Origin of the sequence: Mesorhizobium sp. AR10, assembly GCF_024746795.1 — a bacterium.
GTDB lineage: Bacteria > Pseudomonadota > Alphaproteobacteria > Rhizobiales > Rhizobiaceae > Mesorhizobium.
Genome location: NZ_CP080524.1, coordinates 1599559 through 1619994 on the forward strand (window position 1 = coordinate 1599559; position 20436 = coordinate 1619994).

The 20436-nt window shown below is 62.0% G+C and carries 23 protein-coding genes; 14 read left to right on the top strand and 9 right to left on the bottom strand.

What is annotated here, in order from left to right:
- Positions 1–94: 94 nt before the first annotated feature.
- The 4 genes from ispG to LHFGNBLO_RS11280 all read left to right on the top strand — a co-directional run bounded on the left by ispG (position 95) and on the right by LHFGNBLO_RS11280 (position 3728).
- The gene (gene ispG, locus LHFGNBLO_RS11265; protein ID WP_258606867.1) at positions 95–1348 is read left to right on the top strand and encodes a flavodoxin-dependent (E)-4-hydroxy-3-methylbut-2-enyl-diphosphate synthase; all 1254 of its coding nucleotides are present in this window, start codon (positions 95–97) and stop codon (positions 1346–1348) included.
- 175 nt (positions 1349–1523) lie between these two features.
- Positions 1524–2351, top strand: a complete 828-nt coding sequence (locus LHFGNBLO_RS11270; RefSeq protein WP_258606869.1) for a lytic transglycosylase domain-containing protein — start codon at positions 1524–1526, stop codon at positions 2349–2351.
- A gap of 26 nt (positions 2352–2377) precedes the next feature.
- Positions 2378–2929 carry a chloramphenicol phosphotransferase CPT family protein gene (locus LHFGNBLO_RS11275; protein WP_258606871.1) on the top strand — a complete coding sequence of 184 codons (552 nt, stop codon included), beginning with the start codon at positions 2378–2380 and terminating at the stop codon, positions 2927–2929.
- 25 nt (positions 2930–2954) lie between these two features.
- Entirely contained in the window at positions 2955–3728 is a 774-nt protein-coding gene (locus tag LHFGNBLO_RS11280) for a Stf0 family sulfotransferase (protein WP_258606873.1), read from the top strand.
- Between the two features lie 18 nt (positions 3729–3746).
- Here LHFGNBLO_RS11280 and LHFGNBLO_RS11285 read toward each other — a convergent pair whose 3' ends face one another.
- A complete protein-coding gene (locus LHFGNBLO_RS11285; RefSeq protein ID WP_258606875.1) occupies positions 3747–6107 on the bottom strand; it encodes a response regulator in 2361 nt (786 codons plus the stop codon).
- Positions 6108–6287: 180 nt separating this feature from the next.
- Between LHFGNBLO_RS11285 and LHFGNBLO_RS11290 the strand changes: the two genes are divergently transcribed.
- Positions 6288–8012 (top strand): amidohydrolase, encoded by a 1725-nt coding sequence (locus tag LHFGNBLO_RS11290; protein WP_258606877.1) that lies wholly within the window; start codon positions 6288–6290, stop codon positions 8010–8012.
- 107 nt (positions 8013–8119) lie between these two features.
- On the opposite strand, the gene LHFGNBLO_RS11295 is transcribed toward LHFGNBLO_RS11290, so the two are convergent.
- On the bottom strand, positions 8120–9037 hold the full coding sequence (locus tag LHFGNBLO_RS11295) for a polyprenyl synthetase family protein (protein WP_258606879.1): 918 nt from the start codon (positions 9035–9037) through the stop codon (positions 8120–8122).
- Positions 9038–9167: 130 nt separating this feature from the next.
- On the opposite strand from LHFGNBLO_RS11295, the gene LHFGNBLO_RS11300 reads away from it, so the two are divergent.
- From LHFGNBLO_RS11300 to LHFGNBLO_RS11315, 4 genes are all read left to right on the top strand, one after another.
- Complete coding sequence (locus LHFGNBLO_RS11300) at positions 9168–9878, top strand: biosynthetic peptidoglycan transglycosylase (RefSeq protein ID WP_258609686.1); 711 nt, start codon at positions 9168–9170, stop codon at positions 9876–9878.
- 150 nt (positions 9879–10028) lie between these two features.
- Positions 10029–10211, top strand: a complete 183-nt coding sequence (gene rpmF, locus LHFGNBLO_RS11305) for a 50S ribosomal protein L32 (protein WP_006203806.1) — start codon at positions 10029–10031, stop codon at positions 10209–10211.
- Between the two features lie 331 nt (positions 10212–10542).
- Positions 10543–11496 (top strand): agmatinase, encoded by a 954-nt coding sequence (locus LHFGNBLO_RS11310; protein ID WP_258606922.1) that lies wholly within the window; start codon positions 10543–10545, stop codon positions 11494–11496.
- Between the two features lie 166 nt (positions 11497–11662).
- Complete coding sequence (locus LHFGNBLO_RS11315) at positions 11663–12064, top strand: hypothetical protein (RefSeq protein ID WP_258606924.1); 402 nt, start codon at positions 11663–11665, stop codon at positions 12062–12064.
- Positions 12065–12230: 166 nt separating this feature from the next.
- Here the strand turns inward: LHFGNBLO_RS11315 and LHFGNBLO_RS11320 are convergent, their stop codons facing one another.
- The 3 genes from LHFGNBLO_RS11320 to LHFGNBLO_RS11330 form a co-directional block, all read right to left on the bottom strand.
- Positions 12231–12662: a GlcG/HbpS family heme-binding protein gene (locus tag LHFGNBLO_RS11320; RefSeq protein WP_258606926.1), complete on the bottom strand. Its 432-nt coding sequence runs from the start codon at positions 12660–12662 to the stop codon at positions 12231–12233.
- A 201-nt stretch (positions 12663–12863) separates the two neighbouring features.
- A complete protein-coding gene (locus LHFGNBLO_RS11325) occupies positions 12864–13103 on the bottom strand; it encodes a hypothetical protein (protein WP_258606928.1) in 240 nt (79 codons plus the stop codon).
- 79 nt (positions 13104–13182) lie between these two features.
- Positions 13183–13710: a winged helix-turn-helix transcriptional regulator gene (locus LHFGNBLO_RS11330; protein ID WP_258606929.1), complete on the bottom strand. Its 528-nt coding sequence runs from the start codon at positions 13708–13710 to the stop codon at positions 13183–13185.
- 102 nt (positions 13711–13812) lie between these two features.
- On the opposite strand from LHFGNBLO_RS11330, the gene LHFGNBLO_RS11335 reads away from it, so the two are divergent.
- Both LHFGNBLO_RS11335 and LHFGNBLO_RS11340 read left to right on the top strand, forming a co-directional pair.
- Positions 13813–14649 carry an alpha/beta fold hydrolase gene (locus LHFGNBLO_RS11335; protein WP_258606931.1) on the top strand — a complete coding sequence of 279 codons (837 nt, stop codon included), beginning with the start codon at positions 13813–13815 and terminating at the stop codon, positions 14647–14649.
- Positions 14650–14754: 105 nt separating this feature from the next.
- A complete protein-coding gene (locus tag LHFGNBLO_RS11340; RefSeq protein ID WP_258606933.1) occupies positions 14755–15411 on the top strand; it encodes a glutathione S-transferase family protein in 657 nt (218 codons plus the stop codon).
- Positions 15412–15545: 134 nt separating this feature from the next.
- Here LHFGNBLO_RS11340 and LHFGNBLO_RS11345 read toward each other — a convergent pair whose 3' ends face one another.
- The 4 genes from LHFGNBLO_RS11345 to LHFGNBLO_RS11360 form a co-directional block, all read right to left on the bottom strand.
- Entirely contained in the window at positions 15546–15935 is a 390-nt protein-coding gene (locus LHFGNBLO_RS11345) for a hypothetical protein (RefSeq protein WP_258606935.1), read from the bottom strand.
- A 66-nt stretch (positions 15936–16001) separates the two neighbouring features.
- On the bottom strand, positions 16002–16265 hold the full coding sequence (locus tag LHFGNBLO_RS11350; protein WP_258606943.1) for an ArsR/SmtB family transcription factor: 264 nt from the start codon (positions 16263–16265) through the stop codon (positions 16002–16004).
- Between the two features lie 44 nt (positions 16266–16309).
- Positions 16310–17545, bottom strand: a complete 1236-nt coding sequence (locus LHFGNBLO_RS11355) for an MFS transporter (protein ID WP_258606945.1) — start codon at positions 17543–17545, stop codon at positions 16310–16312.
- Between the two features lie 103 nt (positions 17546–17648).
- Positions 17649–17843, bottom strand: a complete 195-nt coding sequence (locus LHFGNBLO_RS11360; RefSeq protein ID WP_258606946.1) for a DUF1192 family protein — start codon at positions 17841–17843, stop codon at positions 17649–17651.
- A 131-nt stretch (positions 17844–17974) separates the two neighbouring features.
- Between LHFGNBLO_RS11360 and LHFGNBLO_RS11365 the strand changes: the two genes are divergently transcribed.
- The 3 genes from LHFGNBLO_RS11365 (at position 17975) to LHFGNBLO_RS11375 (ending at position 20328) form a co-directional block, all read left to right on the top strand.
- A complete protein-coding gene (locus LHFGNBLO_RS11365; RefSeq protein WP_258606948.1) occupies positions 17975–18985 on the top strand; it encodes an NAD(P)H-quinone oxidoreductase in 1011 nt (336 codons plus the stop codon).
- A gap of 218 nt (positions 18986–19203) precedes the next feature.
- The gene (locus LHFGNBLO_RS11370; RefSeq protein WP_258606949.1) at positions 19204–19344 is read left to right on the top strand and encodes a DUF1127 domain-containing protein; all 141 of its coding nucleotides are present in this window, start codon (positions 19204–19206) and stop codon (positions 19342–19344) included.
- 288 nt (positions 19345–19632) lie between these two features.
- Positions 19633–20328 carry a DUF1013 domain-containing protein gene (locus tag LHFGNBLO_RS11375; protein WP_258606951.1) on the top strand — a complete coding sequence of 232 codons (696 nt, stop codon included), beginning with the start codon at positions 19633–19635 and terminating at the stop codon, positions 20326–20328.
- Positions 20329–20436: the final 108 nt, after the last annotated feature.

The following is a 20436-nucleotide window of genomic DNA, read 5'->3' on the forward strand; positions in this document are numbered from 1 at the left end:
TTTCGAAAACGTACGATGCGCGGATTCAGATTGTTGGAGCGTACTTTGTGCGTCCAAGTGGACGTACGGCGTTCAGAGATAAAGGCGGCCGGCCATGACCGGATATTTTTCTTCTCCTTTCCCGCGCCGCACCTCGGTTGGCGTCGATGTCGGCGGCGTGATCGTCGGCGGCGGCGCACCGGTCGTCGTGCAATCGATGACCAACACCGATACCGCCGATATCGACCAGACCGTCGCGCAAGTTGCGGCGCTGCATCGCGCCGGCTCCGAAATCGTGCGCATCACCGTCGACCGCGACGAGAGCGCTGCCGCCGTGCCGGCCATTCGCGACCGCTTGCAAAGGCTCGGCATCGACGTGCCGTTGGTCGGCGATTTCCATTATATCGGCCACAAGCTGCTGGCAGATCATCCGGCTTGTGCCGAGGCGCTGGCCAAATACCGCATCAACCCCGGCAATGTCGGCTTCAAGGACAAGAAGGATCGGCAGTTTGCTGATATCGTCGAGATGGCGATCAAGTACGACAAGCCGGTGCGCATCGGGGTCAATTGGGGTTCGCTCGACCAGGAACTTCTGACCCGGCTCATGGACGACAACCAGGCGCAAGGCTTTCCGCTGACCGCACAGGAAGTCACCCGCGAAGCGATCGTGCAGTCGGCGATCCTGTCGGCGGAGATGGCCGAGGAGATCGGCCTTGGCCGCGAGAAGATCATCCTCTCGGCCAAGGTCAGCGGCGTACAGGACCTGATCGCCGTCTATACCGAGCTTGCCACGCGCTCCAACCACGCGCTGCATCTTGGCCTGACAGAGGCCGGCATGGGTTCGAAAGGCATCGTCGCCTCGTCCGCCGCGATGGGCATTCTTCTCCAGCAAGGTATTGGCGACACCATCCGCATCTCGCTGACGCCGGAGCCGAATGGCGACCGCACACGCGAGGTGCGGGTGTCGCAGGAACTGTTGCAGACCATGGGCTTCCGGCAGTTCGTGCCGATCGTCGCCGCCTGTCCCGGTTGCGGCCGCACGACATCGACCGTGTTCCAGGAACTCGCGCAGAACATCCAGGCCGATCTCAGGAAGAACATGCCGGTGTGGCGTGAAAAATATCCCGGCGTCGAGAACCTCAAGGTCGCGGTGATGGGCTGCATCGTCAACGGGCCTGGGGAATCCAAGCACGCCGATATCGGCATTTCGCTGCCCGGTACCGGCGAGACGCCGACGGCGCCGGTGTTCGTCGATGGCAAGAAGGCGGCAACACTGCGTGGCCCGTCGATCGCCGCCGACTTCGAGAAGATGGTCGCCGATTATATCGAGCAGCGGTTCGGGCAACACGGCAAGGCCGCAGCGGAATGAGCCCATGCCGAAAATCCACTCCGGCGGCCACCTGAAGGCGTCTTCTCCGCTTCCGGTGCTCACGGACCACATGTCCGCTCCGCGCCGGTTCTCGAAGCCACCATCATCTGGCTCACCGGAGCGGTTTTCAACATGGCCTCAGAGGCCGGCGCACGTCCTCGCGCTTATTGTTTCCTTGGTTTCCATCTGGCTTCTGTGGAGCAGCGCGGCTCAGGCCGATCCGCCGCAATCGGCCGCGAAAAAATTGATCGGCCGGGTCTGCGACCTGATCGAGGCGCATGCCGAGCAAAACGGCCTGCCGAAGGATTTCTTCGCCCGGCTGATCTGGAAGGAAAGCCGCTTCGATCCGAACGCGGTCAGCCCGGTCGGCGCCGAGGGCATCGCCCAGTTCATGCCGGGTACCGCCAAGATGCGCGGTCTCGCCAATTCCTTCGACATCGGCCAGGCGATACCGGCCTCGGCGAAATACCTCGCTGAAATGAGAACCGGCTTTGGCAATCTCGGTCTGGCGGCTGCCGCCTACAATGCCGGCGAGAGCCGGGTGTCGCGCTGGTTGAGTTCCGGCGGCTTTCTGCCGATGGAGACCGAGAGCTATGTTTTCGACATCATGGGCGAGCCGGCCGACAAGTTCACCGACACCGCCTATGCCGGCACCATTCAGCCGCTCGACAAGAAAACGAGTTTTGCGGTTGCTTGCCGCAAGCTGCCGGTCATCATGTCGACGACCGTGGCGATGGCGTCGATCAATGTGAAGCCGTGGGGTGTCCAGGTGGCAGGCAATTTCCGTCGCGGTGCGGCGATCAATCAATGGATCAGAGTGAGAGGCCGGTTCCCGGCCATGCTCAGCGGTCATGATCCCGTCGTCAGTCGCGTGCGCACGCCGATCGGCCGGCGCGGCATCTATGCGGTCCGGATCGGCGTCGACGATCGCGCCCGCGCCAACGTCATTTGCCAGAAACTGAAGAGCATCGGCGGCGCCTGCATTGTGGTGCGGAATCGGTAGAGCTTTCGGAAGGGCGGGCGTTGAAGATGACTGCCAAAATCGTCCTGCTCAATGGCGTCGGCAGCGCCGGCAAGAGCTCGATCGCCAGGGCGTTGCAAACGCTGACGCGCGAGCCGTTCCTGCACGTCCAGATGGATGCGTTCATCGAGATGCTGCCGGAGGCCTTGCAGGACCATGCCGACGGGTTTTCCTATGAAACCACAAGAGAGGATGGCAAGCCGTCGGTGTCAATCAAGAGTGGGCCGGTTGGCCGGCGAACCTTGCAAGGGATGCGGCACGCCATTGCCGCCATGGCAAGACAAGGAAACAGCCTCATTGTCGACGACGTGCTCTGCAATGGCGAGATGCCGGAGTATCAGCGGCTGCTGTCGGATTTTGATCTCTACCTGGTCGCCATCCTGGCGCCGCTGGACGTCCTCGAGGCCCGCGAAATGCAGCGGGCGGACAGGCGGCCAGGTCTGGCACGCTGGCAGTATGACCGCGTCCACAAGGGCATCCGCTATGATCTCGAAGTCGACACCAGTCGGCTCACGCCGCTCGAATGCGCCCGTCGCATCCAGCAAGAATTTCGACTATAGGCGGCCATGGACTGGCCGGCCTGCGATGAGCGACAAAGGCCGCAGGATGTTTGACGGATACATTATCTGCGGTACGCCGAGAACCGGAAGCACTTTGCTGTGTCATCTTCTGGCGTCCACGAAGACGGCCGGCAATCCTCACTCATTCTATCGGCGGCAGGACGTTTCAGAGTGGGCTGAAGACTGGAATCTGCCCGATCGCAACACGATGAACGAGCTGGAATTCAATGCCGCTTATCTCAATGCGGCGATCGCCGCTGGCACGGGCGGAACGGGTGTCTTCGGCCTTCGTTTGATGAGAGAAAATCTGGATGAGCTTTCGGCAATCCTCGACCAGATTTTCCCAGGACTTTCATCCGACAAGGCGCGTTTTGAAAGAGCATTTGGCCATGTTCTCTACATACACCTCTCCCGAGAGAACAAGCTTGCGCAGGCTGTCTCCCTGGTCAAAGCAGAGCAAACCGGTCTTTGGCATATCGCTCCCGACGGAACCGAGATCGAAAGGCTCGCACCGGCGAGAGAACCCCAATATGATTTCGCGCGGATCAAACGTCAGTTCACTGAACTCGAGACCTACGATGCGGCCTGGAACATCTGGTTCGAAGAACAACGCATAACCCCGCTGCGGGTTGGCTATGAGCGTCTTTCAAGCAATCCGGCTGCGACCTTGGTGCTCATCTGCGAAGCCCTGGGAGTTCAAGTGCCGAATGCCGACGATGTACGGCCCGGCGTTGCAAAGCTCTCCGACGAGACAAGCCTCGATTGGATGCGCCGCTATCATTTGGACGCAGCCGTCTGAAGCATCGGCAGACGTGGGCTATGCCGTCTTCGCCACCACCGTCTCACTGAGCCAGGTGCCGATCTTGGTGCCGAGGCGATCGGGCGAAACCGGCTTGGGCAGATAGTCGTCCATGCCGGCCTCGATGCATTTGTCGCGGTCGCCCTTCAGCGCGTGCGCGGTGACGCCGATGATCGGTGTATGGCTGCCTGTCGCGGCCTCGATTGCCCGGATGGCGCGGGTCGCCTCGTAACCGTTCATCTCCGGCATGGAAACATCCATCAGGATCAGCTTGGGCCGCAGCGCCCGGTACATCTCGACCGCCGTGCGGCCGTTGCCGGCGATGCGGTAGCTCAGGCCGAGACCGTTGAGGATCTGGCCGAAAACCAGCTGGTTCACGTCATTGTCCTCGGCAATGAGGATATCGATCGGACCGTTCGGCGTGGCAGTGGATTCCGGCGCGACATTTGCCGGCATCGCCGGACCGCGGATGACCGTGAAGGCAGGCGGCGGCGCCGAGGGTGCTGCCTGAGGGACGACGGGTTCGCGAACGAACAGTGCCTTGCCGACCTGTGCCTTGCCGACCTGTGCGCGGGCTTTCTGGATGACCGAGATGACGGTGCCGAGCAGGATGGCCGAGCGTGCCGGCTTGGTCAAATACGCGGCGATACCGAAATCGATGACCATCTTGCCGAAATCGACCTGGTCGACCGAGGTCAGCAACACGACCGGAATGGCGGCCAGGCGGCTGTCGGCGGCGATTGCCCTGGCGACATCGGCGCCGTTCATGCCGGGCATCTGGTAATCGAGGATGATACAGTCGACGGCAGCCCCCAACTGGGTGGCCCGATCGAGGAACGCCAGGCCGACAGCGCCGCTTTCAGCGGCGGCGCAGTCGAAGCTCCAGCTTCTCAACTGCTCGAGCAGGATCTCACGGTTGACCGGATTGTCGTCGATGACCAGAACGCGGGCGCCGGTGACGTCGACCGGCACGATTTCGTCGCGGGCGTCCTGTTGATGCGAGGGTACCGGCACTGCGAACCAGAAGACGGAGCCGCGGCCGATTTCGCTTTCGACGCCGATCTTGCCGCCCATCAGGTCGACGAGGCGGGCGGCGATGGCGAGGCCGAGGCCGGTGCCTTCATGGCGGCGCGTCGACGACCCGTCGACCTGCGCGAATTTTTCGAAAACGTTCTGCAGTTTTTCGGCCGGAATGCCGATGCCGGTATCTTCGACGCGGACCTTGAGCTGGACCAGGCCATTGACGGCTTCGCCGCCGACGTCGACCAGCACATGGCCCTTTTCGGTGAACTTCACCGCATTGCCGAGCAGGTTGGTGACGATCTGGCGGAACCGTCCGGCATCTCCGACGACAAAGGCCGGCAGGCGCGGATCGACGCGGACGATCAGTTCGAGGTTTTTTTCGGCAACGCGCGCCGATACCAGGGTCGCCACGTCCTCGACTGCTTCGGCAAGGCGGAAGGGAGCCGGATCGAGCGTCAGCTGGCCGGCATTGATTTTCGAGAAATCGAGGATGTCGTTGATGATGGTCAGCAGCGCGTTGCCGGATTTGACGATGACATCGGTGAAGGTCTTCTGGCGCGAGGTCAGATCGGTCTTGGCGAGCAGTTCGGCCATACCCAGCACGCCGTTCATCGGCGTGCGGATCTCATGGCTCATATTGGCCAGGAATTCGGATTTGGCGCGGTCGGCGGCCTCGGCCTTGAACAGCGACTCTGCGGATTCGGTGAAGGCGCGGCGGATCGCCTTTTCCATCGGCCGGAAAATCCACAGGGCGACAATGGCAAGGACGGCGAACAAAAGGCCGCTCGCCCACAACAGCAACCTGTCGCTGGCGGCGTCGGCCAGATGGCGTTCGACGTCCATGGCGGTGCGGGCCCGGATCAGCATCGGCTGGGCAAAAAGATCGTTCTGGTTGCGGATCTCCCGGTAGCTCCATTCATCGACCTTTTGCGCCACCGACATCAGGTTGAAATTGCGCACCATGTCGCGCGTCGACCAGAACAGATCGCCGTTGACGGAGGCGGAATCGAGTTCGTTGACGGTCTTGTTCGAGAGGCGCGGCTTTATCGCGGCAATCTCGGCGGTGAGCGTTTCGATCTCGCCGGTCAGGCGTTCGGAATGGCCGCGTGCCGCGGCGGCGAGACCGTCGCGGGTTTCGGTCCGCCAGGCGGTGCCGGTGGTTTCGGCGAAACTGGTCGCGTTGCGCAGGTCCCGGCCAAAGGTAACCAGATTGCTGCTAAGCGCATCGATGTCGTGTCGGAAAGAATTCACGCGGTTCAGCGCAAACATGATGGCGGCGGAAGCCAGCGCGAAAATCAGCAATCCCGAGAGATAGCGTATCCGGATCGAGCGAATGAAGAAAGAATATTCCGGCATGCGCAACCCCAACACATACGCATCATTTTAATGGCCGGGATTAGGCTTCATTTGCATTAAAATTTCGTTCGTGCGTGCGGGCCGACCCAGAGAATTGTCCTTTCCTGGAGCTGGGTTGGATAGATCGACAGCAGGTCTTTTTTGACGCACATTGTCCTGGTGGAACCGGGGGGCGGCCAAATGGGCAGCTTGGTTGGGGATGCCGAGGGCATCCCAAATCGACGGATGCTGCTGCAGTGGCTGGGTGGTGCAGCAACCGCCGCGATACTGCCCGGCTGCGCATCGTGGCCGCTGCCCCCAGGCCTCTGCGTTGCAGACGGGCGCGGCAACATCATCGATGTCCACTGCCATCTCTTCAATGCTTCGGATGTGTCAGTTGAAGGCTTTGTCAGATATGTCGTGCTGGGTGAGCACCGGGAGGAGGTCTTCCCGGAACTAAAAGCTGCTCGAGCCGGCGGTATTGTCGATGCGCTGGTTGTGCTGCTGGTTTTGATCCTCAGTGCCAGTGCGATTACCGCGAAGCGAGAAGCCGCCAATCTGCGCCGCCGTCAGCCGATGGAAAAGCCCGAAGACTTGGACAACCGCCAGACCGAGGCGGTGGCAGATGCACTGCTGACCCTTGATCAAAGCCAGCGCGCGCCAAACAAAGTCGTTCAATCGATCGCCGGCGACCAGGCCGACTATCCTGCGCTGCTCGACCAGATCTACGCCGAAGCCGGCCTTATGACGGCCAAGGCACGGGCCGAGCCGCTTAGCAAAGCTCAAGCGGTTGGGGTGGCCCGAAACCTAAAGGGCAAGGGTTCGAAAATAGCACGTTTTATCGATTTCGCTCGTCTGCTGCTGGGCAGCCGTGAGGCCATCGCACGGGAATATATCCGGGTCTTCGCAGACAGGCGCTGCGTGCAGATGATCACGCCGAGCTTTCTCGATATGCATGGTTGGTTGGGCAAGGCGCCAATCTCGTCCATCGCCGAACAAGTGGATGTCATGGATGCGCTTCAGGTTACCATAGCGCGGTCTAGCGATGTGCACATGCACAGCATGGTGGGCTTCGATCCGCGCCGCTCAGCAGAAGACCGCAACGTGTTGAAGCTGGTCAAGCACGCTATCAACGACTGCGGCTTCGTCGGCGTCAAACTCTATCCGCCAATGGGATTTCAGCCCATTGAGAACGGCGAACTCAAGGTTCCGGAAGAGCCAAAAGGCGCAAGCGGCAAGCACATTGAACGCGCGCTTATGGAACTATACGATTGGTGCGCGGCCGAAGATGTGCCGATCATCGCGCATGCCGAAAACAGCCTTGGTTCACTTTGCGGCTATGGGCATCGTGCAAGCCCCGAGTGGTGGCGGAAAGTGCTTGCTAACCCGAAGTATACTCGCCTTCGGATCAATCTTGCGCATTTCGGCGGCTTCGACGAGGCACTCGACATTGGGGACAACGCGCCTCAAGGACTAAGATGCGAGAAAGATAAATACTCAGGCGCCGTATGGGAGGACATTATCGGCGAGACTATCAGGAACGACGGTCGTGAATTCCTGTTCGCCGATTTGGGCTATCTGAGCGAACTGACTATCCCGGATAGCCAAGAAGAAGAGCGCCCTGAAATCCGCCGCCGTTTGGAAGCGTTCCGCATTGCCTACGATCCGGACGTGCGCCACCTCATGTACGGCACCGACTGGACCATGATCGCCAAGGAACTCGACAACAACAACTATCTCGCAAATCTCGACGCCCAACTTCGTCTCGCCGGCTTCACGCCGGACCAGTTGCAGAATATCTACTGGCGCAACGCCGTTCGGTATCTAGGCTTGGGTCGTGGAGAAAAGACCCGCGGCCGGTTGCAGCGCTACTGCGCCAAGCGACAACTCCCTGACGCGTGGCTGATGGCCTTCGATGCAGTTTGAGTGGCTCTACTCCTGAGCTCGACCCTTTGAACGAGTGTGACTCCAAGCAAGGCAGGGCAAAGCGGACAAATTCCGAAAACGGTTTCGGGCATCCAATTGGCCGCACGTCAGTTGTTGCGGGCGGCCACGAATTTTGCCGCGGCTTTCAGAAGCACCGCCTGTTCGCCATAGGGTTCGAGCAGCGCATGGGCCTGGTCGACGAGGCCGTGAAGCTGCTGCCGCGCCCAGTTCGCGCCGTGCAGCGCCACCAGCGTCGCCTTGCCGGCGGCGGCGTCCTTGCCGGTCGCCTTGCCCATCTGGCTGATATCGGCCGTCAGATCGAGCAGGTCGTCGGCAAGCTGGAAGGCAAGTCCGATCGCCGAGCCGAATTCAGCCAGCCTGTCACGGTCTTGCGGTGCTGCGCCGGCGACGATGGCGCCCGCCTCGCAGGCGAAGCGGATCAGCGCGCCGGTCTTCATCGCTTGAAGCCGGATGATGCCGGCCTCGTCCGGCCGGTTGCGCTCGGCTTCGAGGTCGAGTGTCTGACCGCCGACCATGCCGCCGGCGCCGGCGGCGCGGGTGAGCGCCAGCACCAGGGCTGCCCTGCGCTCTGCCGGCAGGGCCGTCGCCTCGTCGGCGAGGATATCAAAAGCAAGGGTCAGCAAGGCGTCGCCGGCAAGGATCGCGGTGGCCTCGTCGAAAGCCTTGTGCACGGTTGGCTGGCCGCGGCGCAGATCGTCATCGTCCATGGCCGGCAGATCGTCATGGATCAGCGAATAGCAATGCACGCATTCGAGCGCTGCCGCCACGCGCAGTGCCGCCTCGCCATCGGCGGAGAACAGTGCCGCACTTTCCATGACCAGGAAGGGGCGCAGGCGCTTGCCGCCGTTCAGCACACCGTGGCGCATTGCCGCCATCAGGCGCTCCGGCCGGGCGATTTCGCCTGAAAGCGTTCGCCCGTCGAGAAGCCGCCGCAGCAGCGCCTCGAGCGGAGCCGCCCGCGCGCCAAGCGCCAATTCGAACGCCATTTGATCGTCTTTCGTCATGGCCGGGACCGGTAGCCGACACTCAGACGTTGCGCAAGAAGCCAAGCGCCATTATGCCGGAGCGGGGAATAAGCGCGAGTGGGGCGGCTTGGCGGAACCGATCGTCGATCACGAAACCGAAGGGCTGGATATGGCGGCGAGACCGAAAGGCGGCAACCGCATCGGTCTCAAACGCTGGGTCCGGCGCGGCATCACTATCGCCGCCGTGCTCGCGCTGATACCGGCGGTACTGACGGTCCTGTATATGCCGTTCTTCGTGCATCCGGTTTCGACATTGATGCTGAAGGATCTGGCGACGTTTTCCGGCTATGACCGGCGCTGGGTTTCGATCGACGACGTGTCGCCCGTGTTGGCATATTCGGTGATCATGTCCGAGGACGGCCAGTTCTGTTCCCATCGCGGCGTCGATCTTGGAGAATTGCGCGGCGTCGTCGATGACGCGATCGCCGGCGAAGCGACGCGCGGCGCCTCGACCATCACCATGCAGACCGTGAAGAACCTTTATCTCTGGTCGCGGCCGCTTGGCACGGTCCGCAAGGTCGTCGAACTGCCGCTGGCCGTCTATTTCGACGCGGTGCTGTCGAAACGGCGGATCATGGAAATCTATCTCAACATCGCCGAATGGGGCCCGGGCATCTATGGCATCGAGGCCGCCGCCCAGCATCATTTCGGCGTTTCGGCAAAACAGCTGTCGCGACGGCAGGCGGCGCTGCTGGCCGTCACCTTGCCAAACCCGATCACACGCAACCCGGCCAAGCCCGGCCCAGGGCTGCGGCGGCTGGCCGCCCTGATCGAGCGGCGCGCCGGCAGGTCCGGCGCCTATGTCGGCTGCCTTCAGTAGCCCCAGCCGGCTTCAAAAAAATTCACTGCAGTGCTGGCCAAAACGGCATCAGGCGTGTATAGGCACCCGACTTTCTCAGATTCCGGCCCCTGACACGGCCCTTTCACGAGGGCGGGCGGGGCTTTTTTGACCATGTAGTGGAGCATATCCATGGCCGTACCGAAACGAAAAACCTCTCCGTCCAAGCGCGGCATGCGCCGCTCGGCCGACGCGCTCAAGGCCCCGACCTATGTCGAGGACAAGAATTCCGGCGAAATGCGCCGTCCGCACCATATCGACCTGAAGACCGGCATGTATCGTGGCCGCCAGGTTCTGGAGCCGAAGGAAAGCTGAGACCAGCTTTCGACGGTTGTGATTGCCAAAAAGACCGGCCTTTGGCCGGTCTTTTTGCGTTTGGCGTCCATCTTCGGGTCGCGCAGCCCCATGCGGGCGGCTGCAGCCAATTCTCATGCGCGGTACTAGAGTCCATAGGCCGCAACACCGCGCCGCGCCCCCCGCTCCTATGCCAAAGACCAAACGCCGGTGGCGATATTCACCTCGGTCGCGGTGCTGTATTGGGTCTGAATGCCTTGCCGGCACGATCTCGGCGCGGCTGAGGCACACGGCCGCATCCTGATCTTTGGTGCGGCGGATGACCACAAAGGCCTGACGACAGAGGGACCGTATGACCAAACTCACTACCGCGCCGCGCGATGTCTTCCAGACATTCATGAACTTTCCGCTGGTCGAGGACCTCGATACGCTGAAGGCCGACGTCGCCATCATCGGAATGCCCTACGGCGATCCCTATACGATCGACGAGCTGATCAACGACCAGACCAATGCGCCGACCGCTGTGCGGCGCGCCTCGCCGCGCATCAGCCTGGGGCTCGACCGCTATGATTTCGACATTGGCGGCACTGTGTTCGACGGCCAGGACATCAGCGTGGTCGACGTTGGCGACATTGCCGGCAACGCCGCCGACCATGTCGGGCACTACAAGCGGGCCGAAGCAGCGATCCGCAAGATCCGTGCAGCTGGAGCGCTGCCGATCACCATCGGCGGTGACCACGGCATTCCGATTCCGATTTTCCGGGCTCTCGACGGCGAAGGACCGATCACGCTGGTGCAACTCGACGCCCATCTCGACTGGCGCGACAACGTCAACGGCGTAAGGGAGGGGTACTCCAGTACCATCCGCCGGGCCTCCGAAATGGCGCATATCGACAAGATCTTTCAGCTCGGCATTCGGGGCCAGGGCAGTGCACGCATGGAAGAAGTCGAAGCGGCGCGCGCATACGGGTCCAACATCATCACCGCCAATGAATGGCAGGATATCGGCACCGCGGCGCTGCTCAAGCGCATCCCGGATAGCGGCCGCTACTATCTCACCATCGACGCTGACGGCCTGGATCCGGCTGTGATGCCGGCGGTCGAGGGACCGTCGCCTGGCGGCGTCAGCTACCGGCAGACGATCGAACTGATCAAAGGGCTGTTCGCCAAGGGACGCGTCGTCGGCGTGGACATCGTCGAGATCGCGCCTGCCCGCGACATCAACGAGATCACCTCGATAACCGCCGGCAACATCATCCTCAACGTCATTGGTGCCGCCGTACGCGCCGGCCAGTTCAAACGCTGAGCCCTGGCTTGTTGGACGTCAGGCTTATTGGATGTCAGCTGGGCAATTCCGGCTGACGTCGTTGTTTCGCGCGGTTTTTTTCCGTGTTTGCGGTTGCGTACGAAAATTCTTGACGGCGGGCGCCGGGCGCATACTAGAGAAAGGCTGTCCAACCCGGAGCCGTCATATGTTCGGTGCCATTCCGCTGCTGATCGTGCCTTTCGTGCTCTACAACCTCGGACTTCTGGGAATATTCGGCGGCGGCGACGATCCGTGGGCGAGCGAAGTCTTCTCGTTCAGGATGATGTCGGGCGGGGTGTTCTCGATGACGCAGGGCGACCTGATGGTGCTGATCGGGCTGATCTTCCTCTTCGTCGAAATGGTGAAGTCGGTGCGCACGACAAACGCGTCGATCATGGACCATCTGCTGTCGACCCTGGTCTTCGTGGCGTTCCTGGTTGAGTTCCTGCTGGTGAAAGGTGCGACGCACTCCGTTTTCTTCACGCTGATGCTCATCGCCCTGTTCGACGTCCTGGCCGGCTTCTCCGTGTCGATGCGGTCGGCCAGCAGGGACATCAATGTGAACTGAGGGTATGCTGATATTCAGGTGATGCCGGCCTGCGAATGCCGGCTTCCTGCGCTTCCGGTACTCACGTACCGAAAAGTACGCTCCGTTCCGGTTCTCGGAATCCGCCATTCTCGGCTCGGCCTGACCTGAATCTCAGCACACACCCTAGGCCGGTGCCGAGTAGCGGTCAGCCGGGGTCTGCCGTGAAACCGGCCGCCTCGATGCCGGCGATGGCCGCGGCCTCGTCATTGTCCGAGGTGTCGCCGGAAATGCCGACGGCGCCGATAACTGCACCTGATTTGTCGCGGATCAGCACGCCGCCGACGACCGGCAGGACGCGTCCGCCGGACACGTCGGAGATGCCGGCGACCAGATGCGGGCGTTCCTTGGCGAAAGCCTCGACGCGGCGCGAGCCCATGCCGATGGCGAGCGCGCCATAGGCCTTGCCGGCCGACATTTGCGGACGCAGGAACGAGGCGCCGTCCTGACGCTGGAAAGCGACCAGATGGGCGCCGGCATCGAGCACGGAGACGCCCAGCGGCTTGAGTTTGAGCTCGGCACCTTTGGCGAAGGCGGCGTCGATGATCTCAATGGCTTTGTCTAGCGTCAGTGCGGTCATGGGGAGTCTCCTGTTGAAACACGTGATTCATTGACCGGGAGCGGGAGATATAAAATCCCGGTTACGGTTGAAATTGCTTCGCGTGAAGGGGCGAGGTGGAAGGTGGTGACATGGTCCGGATCGTGCCGTTGGCAGGCACCATCCTGATATGGCGTTGCCGCGTTGCCGCTTCCAGATCTGCTGCTGCTGACGGAGCCCTGCTTAAGCGATTTTTTTCTTGGCGCGCGCCGGCTTCTTCACCGGGGCCGCAGGCGCATTGGCGAGGTCTTCCGCTTCCTTGGCGAGGCGCAGCGCCCTCAGCTTGTTGGTCTTGGCCTGGCGGGCGTCGCTCTCGGCGACATATTCCGCCATCGCCTTCTGGCGGACGGTGGCTGCTTCTTCCTGCTTCTTGAAACGCGAATCGGCCCGCGCGCGGGCAGTATCCTTAGAGTTCTCAACCAAGAGCGTTTTCCAATCCCGTAAATTATGATTTTCAGCCACTTGATAGCAGAGCCGACCTGCAAATGGCAAAATAAGTTGCTCAGGAGGCCGGGTCGCGGCCGGCGCTCAGCGCCTTGCGGGCGACCACCGCCTCGAATCCGGCCTGCAAGGTGGCACGAACGGAGGTGCCCGCCGAAGCGTCGGCAGGTGTCCCCAGATGCTCGTGGCGCAGTTCGTCCATGAACCGCTCCCACATCGGCGGGCCGCCCTTTTCCAGAAGCTCGGCGCGGATCGAGAGTTCCTCGCTTGTGGGCAGCCAGACGCGGCCCCAGGCTCCGAGATGCGCCAGGATCGGCACCAGCGTGATGGCCATGTCGGTCAGGCTGTAGATCGCCTTCTGCTTGTGGCTGGGATCGTCGGCCTTGGTCAGCATACCGAGCTCCATCAGCCGCTTCAGCCGGTCGGCGAGGATGTTGGAGGCGATGCCTTCGATCGAACCGTTGAGCAGTTCGCGAAAATGGCGTTTGCCGCCGAAGATCATGTCGCGAAGGATGATCAGGCTCCAGCGATCGCCAAACACCTCCAGTGAGAGATTGATCGGGCATCCGGACCGGCGATCGATGTTCATCCGACTCTCCTGAAAAACTGGTTGCATTATCGTATCAGTTTTAATATCGTGCAACTGATTGCAAAATACAATCAGTTTGAGACGCCGGGAGAGGAGATTTCCATGAACAAGACTGTAGAAGCCGAAATCGTGTCCCAGGCCTTTGGCGATCCCGCGCATCCGGCGATGCTGCTGATCATGGGCGCCATGGCTTCCATGCTATGGTGGCCCGAGGCGCTCTGCAGGAAGCTGGCCGGCACGGGTCTTTTCGTAATCCGCTATGACAATCGCGATACCGGCCTCTCGACCAAATATGCGCCGGGCGAGCCGCCCTATTCATTCGACGACATGGCCGACGATGCCATCCGTGTTCTCGACAACCACGACATACGCAAGGCGCATGTTGTCGGCATGTCGATGGGCGGAATGATCGCGCAACTTGTGGCGCTGAAGCACCCGTCGCGCGTCGCGTCGCTGACGGTGATCAGCAGTTCGCCCGTGGGGACAGACACGTCCCATCTGCCCGGGACGACCGCGGCTTACATGGAGCACTCGGCCGAAGGCGCTGATGTCGACTGGTCGGACCGTGGCCAGGTGATCGACTTCATCGTCAAGGACGCACACGCCATCGCCAGCACCATGCATCCATTCGACGAGACGGGGACAAGGGCGTTCGTCGAACAGGATTACGACCGGTCCGGCGGGTTTCTGAGTGCGACCAATCATTTCATGGTTAAAGGCGGCGAGGACTGGAAAGGGCGTCTGCACGAAATGAAGGCGCCGCTCCTCGTCATCCACGGAACGTCGGATCCGATCTTTCCGGTCGAGCATGGCGCAGCACTTGTCGACGCGGTTGCCGACGCCAGGCTTGTTCGTATCGAAGGCGGCGGCCACGAACTGCATCCCGACGATTGGACAACTATCGTCGCTGCTATCGTCGCCCACACTCTAGCCACGTAGCTGCCCGAGCTGAACCTTGCCCTCCACAGTCCATGGCAATAGTTAAGTAGCTCTTCGCGAGGCAAGGCCAAATCTGCGAACCAAGAAAAAGAGACGAGCAAGACAATGTCCTTGACGATGCATCTCCACCCACTGGCATCCTTCTGCTGGAAACCGCTGATCGCGCTCTACGAGAACGGCACCCCGTTCACATCGGTCGTCGTCGACCTCGGCAATGAGCAGTCGCGCGCGGCATTCCTGAAGGTATCGCCGACGGGAAAGATGCCGGCGCTGCGTGACGATGCACGCGACCGCACGGTGCTGGAATCAACTGTTGTCATCGAGTATCTGGCCGCGCACTATCCCGGACCGATCGAGCTCATCCCCACCGACATCGACCTAGCGCTGGCAGTCCGCCAGGCCGACCGCTTCTATGATTTCTATCTGCAGGAGCCGATGCAGAAGATCGTCGGTGACCGGCTGCGGCCGCAGGACAAGACCGATCCATTCGGTGTCGAGCAGGCTCGCGCCCAGTTGCGCGGCTCCTATGCCATCGTCGAACAGGATATGCAGTCGAAAACATGGGCGACCGGCGAGGCCTTTACCATGGCCGACTGTGCCGCAGCACCTGCGCTGTTCTACGCCAACAAGGTCGAGCCGCTCGGCGACAATTATCCTTCTGTGAAGCACTACCACGACCGGTTGCTGCAGCGCCCGTCGGTCGCCCGCGTGATCGAGGAGGCGCAGCCCTATTTCAAGTTGTTTCCCTACAACAACGGTTAGGACGTTGCCTCCATGCTGCACGGTCGCGCCCAGCTCGACCCGACCCCGCCCGGCGTCACATTATGGAGCGGCCTTCGCGCGTCGCTGGCCGACGAGGCTTCACAACCTTCTCGCGCCGGAAGCCCGACTGCTGCCTATGGCGCGACCAGCTTCTCGCGGCCGTCCGGCTCCACCATCTTGAGCCGGCTTTCGGGTCCGTCCGCTTCGAGGATGATGTAGCTCTCGTCGTCGCCGCCGACGAAACTCAACCCGGCGCTGCTGATCGAGGCGCTGATCTTGACGGATGGCTGACCATTCTGGGGGATCAGGCGGAACAGCACGGTTTCGGCCTCACCGGCTACAGCCGGCTGAATGGAGATGCTGGAGCGCAGCCGGCCCTCGCGATCGACGATCTCAAGCCCGCTGCCGCGCAGGATGCCGGCGCCGTCTTGCGCTTTCGCCGGCAGAATTTGTGTCAGCCCGAGCCCGGCGAGCAAAGCCAGATTGACCGCAGTCAATGCGCCGAGAATCACTTCGCGTCTCATCGATTGTTCCTCCTGTCATGAAACCGATTTGCGCTGCTTCAATGAGGATCTGCGAGACTTGAGCTGCTATGCTTCCCAGAACTGGTCTAGCCAGATGTTTAGTTTCAGGAAGCCGGCATTGCTGACAGTATAGACACGCCTTGTGCCTTCGGCCTTGGCGTGAACAAGGCCAGCCTCGAGCAGCACCTTCAGATGCTGCGAAACGGCCGGACGGGACACCGGCAGACCGGCCGCCAGTTCGTTGACGGTCTTTGGACCGCGCCGGAGCTCCTCAAGAAGATGGCGCCGGTTGGGATCGGCAATCGCCAGGAAGGCGTCGGAAAAAATCATACCTTATTTGTGAGGCAAAGCTTTCCGAATCTCAACCATTGGTTTCAATCTTTTCTGCGCGGGTCGAGCCGCAATGCTTCCGGCGTCACCGAGCGGTCGGCCGGTTGCGTCTTGAAGGCATCGCGATCTTCGATCGGCACCGGCGCGCGGCGGCTGATGCGCAGCAGCGTATAGCCCGCCAGGCACAGATGCGCGAGAGCCGTCGCAAGGAACAGGCCCTCGGGCCGCATCCAGCCCATCAGGCCTGCGGCCAGCAACGGTCCGATCATGGTGCCGAAACCATAGAGCAGCAGCAGGCCGCCCGACACTTTGACGAAATCCTCGGCGCGCGCGTGGTCGTTGGCATGCGCTACGGCGATCGAATAGAGCGTGTAGGCGAAGGCACCATAGGCGGCGGTGAAGACAAGGACGAAGACGCTGGAGCGCGGTTCGAACAGGAAGATGGCGAGGGCAAACAGCGCCGCGCCGACGGCCGCGCCCGCCAGCACAAAACGACGGTCGGTCTTGTCGGACAGACGTCCGGCCGGAAGCTGCATAGCGGCGCCGGCGACGACCACCAGGCTCATCATCAGCGCGATCTCGGCCGTGGAAATGCCGATGCGGGCGCCATAGACGGCGCCGAGCGTACCCCAGGCACCATTGGCGATGCCGATCAAAAGGCAGGCGATCGCCGACACCGGCGAATTGGCATAAAGCCCCTTGATGTCGAGCGACACGTCCTGCAGCGGCTTGGGATGCGAAGCCGACGAGACGGCGGTTGGGATCAGCGACAGGCAGAACAATATGCCGGTGATCATGAACAGCGAGGCCGACTTCACGTCACCGCCGGCGACGATCATCTGGCCGCCCATGATCGAGGCATAGGTGACCATCATGTAAAGCCCGAAGACGGTGCCACGGTTCTCGTTGGTGGCTTTTTCGTTCAGCCAGCTTTCGATGACCATGAAGGCGCCGGCCATGGTGAAGCCGGTGAAGGCGCGCAGCAGGATCCAGACATATTCGTCGATGATCAGACCGGTGAGCAGCGCGACGATGGCTCCCGACGCGGCGAAAGCGCCGAAGGCCCTGACGTGGCCGGCGCGGCGCACGATGCGCGGCGCAAAGAAGCAGCCGGTGACGAAGCCGCCGGCCCAGGCCGTGCCCATCAGGCCGAGCGACGCCGTCGAGAAGCCTTCGAGCTGACCGCGCAGCGGCAACAGCAGGCCGTGCAGCCCGGATGCCGCCAGCAGGAAAGCGGTGCCGCGCAGCAACGAGAGGATCGGTCGGTAGGTTGCGAACATGTTTTGATCCGGCTGGGGTTCGTGGCGCAGGTGTTTGGGAAGGCGCCGGGTCTGAAGACGATCGTATTCGGGCTTTTCGGCGGCGCTCAATCAGCTTTTGAAATTACCCGCGGCGAAACAGCGCCTCGGCTGCCGACTTGGTGGTGTCCTTGGTCCTAAGTTCTGCTTCCAGCCGGGCAATCTCGTCGCGCAGGATGCCGATGCGCTCGGACAGTTCGCTGAGCGAAAGCAGCGACAGATCCTGCCCGATTTCATGCGGTCGGGCTTTCTTCTTGGGTTCGTCGTCGAAGATCGCCATCGTCGCTCCTCCCTGATTTGGCCATTTGCCTGATCTGGCAATGAGCATACATAGGGCAGGGGCGTGGATGCAAATAGCCGGCAAGAGACTGGCAGCCGGCCACAAGCTGGCGGAGCGAGACGGGAAAATTCATGGCGAGCGGACAAAAAATTCCGGCGAATATGACGGCCATCGCGATCTCGGAGCCCGGGGGGCCACGGGTGCTGAAACCGGAAACCCGCGACGTGCCGATGCCCGGTCCGGGTGAGATCCTGATCCGGGTGCGCGCCGCCGGTGTCAACCGACCTGACGTCCAGCAGCGCAAGGGCGCCTATCCGCCGCCGCCCGGCGCATCGGACCTGCCGGGCCTCGAAGCATCGGGTGAAGTTGCAGCGCTTGGCGACGAAATATCGCGCTGGCGTGTCGGCGACCGCGTCTGCGCGCTGACGCCCGGCGGCGGCTATGCCGAATATGTCAAGGTTCACACCGGCAGCGTGCTGCCGCTGCCCGCCGGCTTTACCCACACCGAGGCGGCAGCGGTGCCGGAAAACTACTTCACCGTCTGGCACAATGTGTTCGAGCGCGGCGGCCTGAAGCGGGGCGAGACGCTGCTCGTTCACGGCGGCTCGTCGGGGATCGGCACCACAGCGATCCAGCTGGCGTCCGCCTTCGGTGCGTATGTCGTCACCACCGCCGGAACCAAGGAGAAATGCGACGCCTGCCTGAAGCTCGGCGCCGACCAGGCGATCAACTACCGCGACGAGGATTTCGTCGCCGCGGTCAAGGAGGCAACCGGGGGCAAGGGCGCCAATGTCATCCTCGACATGGTCGGCGGCGACTATGTGGCGCGCAATTACGAAGCCGCTGCGGTGGAAGGGCGCATCGTCCAGATCGCCGTGCAAAGCGGCGCGGTGGCGAACGCCGACTTCTCGAAGATCATGGTCAAGCGGCTGACGCATACCGGTTCGACGCTGCGGCCCCGCACGGTCGAGTTCAAGGCGGCAATCGCCGCCGCTCTGGAGGCCCAGGTGTGGCCGCTGCTCGGCACCCGCAAGGTGGCGCCGGTCATGGACATGATCTTCCCGCTCAAGGAAGCCTGGCGGGCGCATGAGCGGATGGAGGACGGCGAGCATATCGGCAAGATCGTGCTCGATGTCGGCTAGGCCGTATCGATGTTCAGGTGATGTCGACTGGCAAATGGCGGCCTGATCTGAATCTCGACGTCCCGGGCGTTCGCGTCACCGCAAACAAGCTGAACAAAGGCTTAATGCTGCAATGCACAATTGCATTGCCGCCATGCAAAAGCGTCTGTTCAATTCCTGGGCAGCGGTGCCTATCTAAGCGGCATCGAAACGAACGATCCCACGAATGGAGGACTATCATGAACCCGATCCGCGCTTTCCGTAACTGGCGCATGTACAATGAGACCGTGCGCGAGCTGAACAAGCTCAACGCCCGTGAGCTGAACGATCTCGGCATCAACCGCGCCGACATCGAGAAGATCGCCCGCAAAGTGATTTGATTTCTAGCATGGTCCCGTCCGAAGACCGGGCCATGCCGTATAAGCCAGAGCCGCAGCAGACGGGTTTCCCGTCACCGGTTCCGAACCCGCTGGACCCCGTCCGGCGGGTTTTGTCTTTTTGGGCGCTGGGTCCATGGCTTTGGCCGGCCCCACATCGTGCTGGCGGCGCGCCTTCCAAAAACGTTGCGAAATGGCAAGAGAGCGGTTATACAGACCGCGAATTTCCCATTTTGGTGGCTTAACCCACCGCCCGCGCGGGAACGCGGGCGAACGAGAAGGATTTTTGCAATGGCCAATACGCTGCTGATGCCCAAGGCGACTGCCGTCTGGCTGGTCGACAACACCGCGCTGTCCTTCGAGCAGATCGCGCAGTTCTGCGGGCTGCACCCGCTCGAGGTCAAGGCGATCGCCGACGGCGAATCGGCGCAAGGCATCAAGGGCATGGACCCGATCATGACCGGCCAGCTGAGCCGCGACGAGATCGCGCGCGCCGAGAAGGACCCGAACCAGCGGCTGAAGCTGTCCGACCCCAAGGTGCGGGTGCCGGAATCCAAGCGCAAGGGCCCGCGCTACACGCCACTGTCCAAGCGCCAGGACCGACCCAACGCCATTCTCTGGCTGGTGCGCAACCATCCCGAGTTGAAGGACGCGCAGATCTCGCGCCTGGTCGGCACGACCAAGTCGACGATCGATCAGATCCGTGACCGAAAGCACTGGAATTCGGCCAATCTGCAGCCGATGGACCCGGTGACGCTGGGCCTGGCCTCGCAGATCGACCTCGATATGGAAGTCAACCGCGCCTCGCGTGGCCGCGAGCAGCCTCAACCGGTCGGCGACACGCTGCTGCCGGCGGCCTTGACCGAACGGCTGGTGCCGGCGCCGGAGAAGCCGAAGGACGAGGACGCCGAACTCGACGCCAACGCCGTCTTCGCCAAGCTTTCGGCCTTGAAGTCGAAAGACAAGGATGCGGACGACGAGGAGTGAGAGGAGAGGTCGGCCGTAGGCCGATCAATCGACAACGATTTGTCGATTGAAACGACGAGCGCCCGAAGCCATAGCGAAGGGCAAGCGCCGACCTTAGAAAAAAGCCCG

Coding starts and splice junctions, on each gene's coding strand:
- LHFGNBLO_RS11345 (WP_258606935.1), bottom strand. CDS start 15,935: ATGAGACGCGAAGTGATTCTCGGCGCATTGACTGCGGTCAATCTGGCT.
- LHFGNBLO_RS11355 (WP_258606945.1), bottom strand. CDS start 17,545: ATGTTCGCAACCTACCGACCGATCCTCTCGTTGCTGCGCGGCACCGCT.
- LHFGNBLO_RS11335 (WP_258606931.1), top strand. CDS start 13,813: ATGAACAAGACTGTAGAAGCCGAAATCGTGTCCCAGGCCTTTGGCGAT.
- LHFGNBLO_RS11350 (WP_258606943.1), bottom strand. CDS start 16,265: ATGATTTTTTCCGACGCCTTCCTGGCGATTGCCGATCCCAACCGGCGC.
- LHFGNBLO_RS11360 (WP_258606946.1), bottom strand. CDS start 17,843: ATGGCGATCTTCGACGACGAACCCAAGAAGAAAGCCCGACCGCATGAA.
- LHFGNBLO_RS11300 (WP_258609686.1), top strand. CDS start 9,168: ATGGCGGCGAGACCGAAAGGCGGCAACCGCATCGGTCTCAAACGCTGG.
- LHFGNBLO_RS11365 (WP_258606948.1), top strand. CDS start 17,975: ATGGCGAGCGGACAAAAAATTCCGGCGAATATGACGGCCATCGCGATC.
- LHFGNBLO_RS11290 (WP_258606877.1), top strand. CDS start 6,288: ATGGGCAGCTTGGTTGGGGATGCCGAGGGCATCCCAAATCGACGGATG.
- LHFGNBLO_RS11330 (WP_258606929.1), bottom strand. CDS start 13,710: ATGAACATCGATCGCCGGTCCGGATGCCCGATCAATCTCTCACTGGAG.
- LHFGNBLO_RS11310 (WP_258606922.1), top strand. CDS start 10,543: ATGACCAAACTCACTACCGCGCCGCGCGATGTCTTCCAGACATTCATG.
- LHFGNBLO_RS11375 (WP_258606951.1), top strand. CDS start 19,633: ATGGCCAATACGCTGCTGATGCCCAAGGCGACTGCCGTCTGGCTGGTC.
- rpmF (WP_006203806.1), top strand. CDS start 10,029: ATGGCCGTACCGAAACGAAAAACCTCTCCGTCCAAGCGCGGCATGCGC.
- LHFGNBLO_RS11315 (WP_258606924.1), top strand. CDS start 11,663: ATGTTCGGTGCCATTCCGCTGCTGATCGTGCCTTTCGTGCTCTACAAC.
- LHFGNBLO_RS11320 (WP_258606926.1), bottom strand. CDS start 12,662: ATGACCGCACTGACGCTAGACAAAGCCATTGAGATCATCGACGCCGCC.
- LHFGNBLO_RS11340 (WP_258606933.1), top strand. CDS start 14,755: ATGTCCTTGACGATGCATCTCCACCCACTGGCATCCTTCTGCTGGAAA.
- LHFGNBLO_RS11275 (WP_258606871.1), top strand. CDS start 2,378: ATGACTGCCAAAATCGTCCTGCTCAATGGCGTCGGCAGCGCCGGCAAG.
- LHFGNBLO_RS11370 (WP_258606949.1), top strand. CDS start 19,204: ATGAACCCGATCCGCGCTTTCCGTAACTGGCGCATGTACAATGAGACC.
- LHFGNBLO_RS11280 (WP_258606873.1), top strand. CDS start 2,955: ATGAGCGACAAAGGCCGCAGGATGTTTGACGGATACATTATCTGCGGT.
- ispG (WP_258606867.1), top strand. CDS start 95: ATGACCGGATATTTTTCTTCTCCTTTCCCGCGCCGCACCTCGGTTGGC.
- LHFGNBLO_RS11285 (WP_258606875.1), bottom strand. CDS start 6,107: ATGCCGGAATATTCTTTCTTCATTCGCTCGATCCGGATACGCTATCTC.
- LHFGNBLO_RS11295 (WP_258606879.1), bottom strand. CDS start 9,037: ATGACGAAAGACGATCAAATGGCGTTCGAATTGGCGCTTGGCGCGCGG.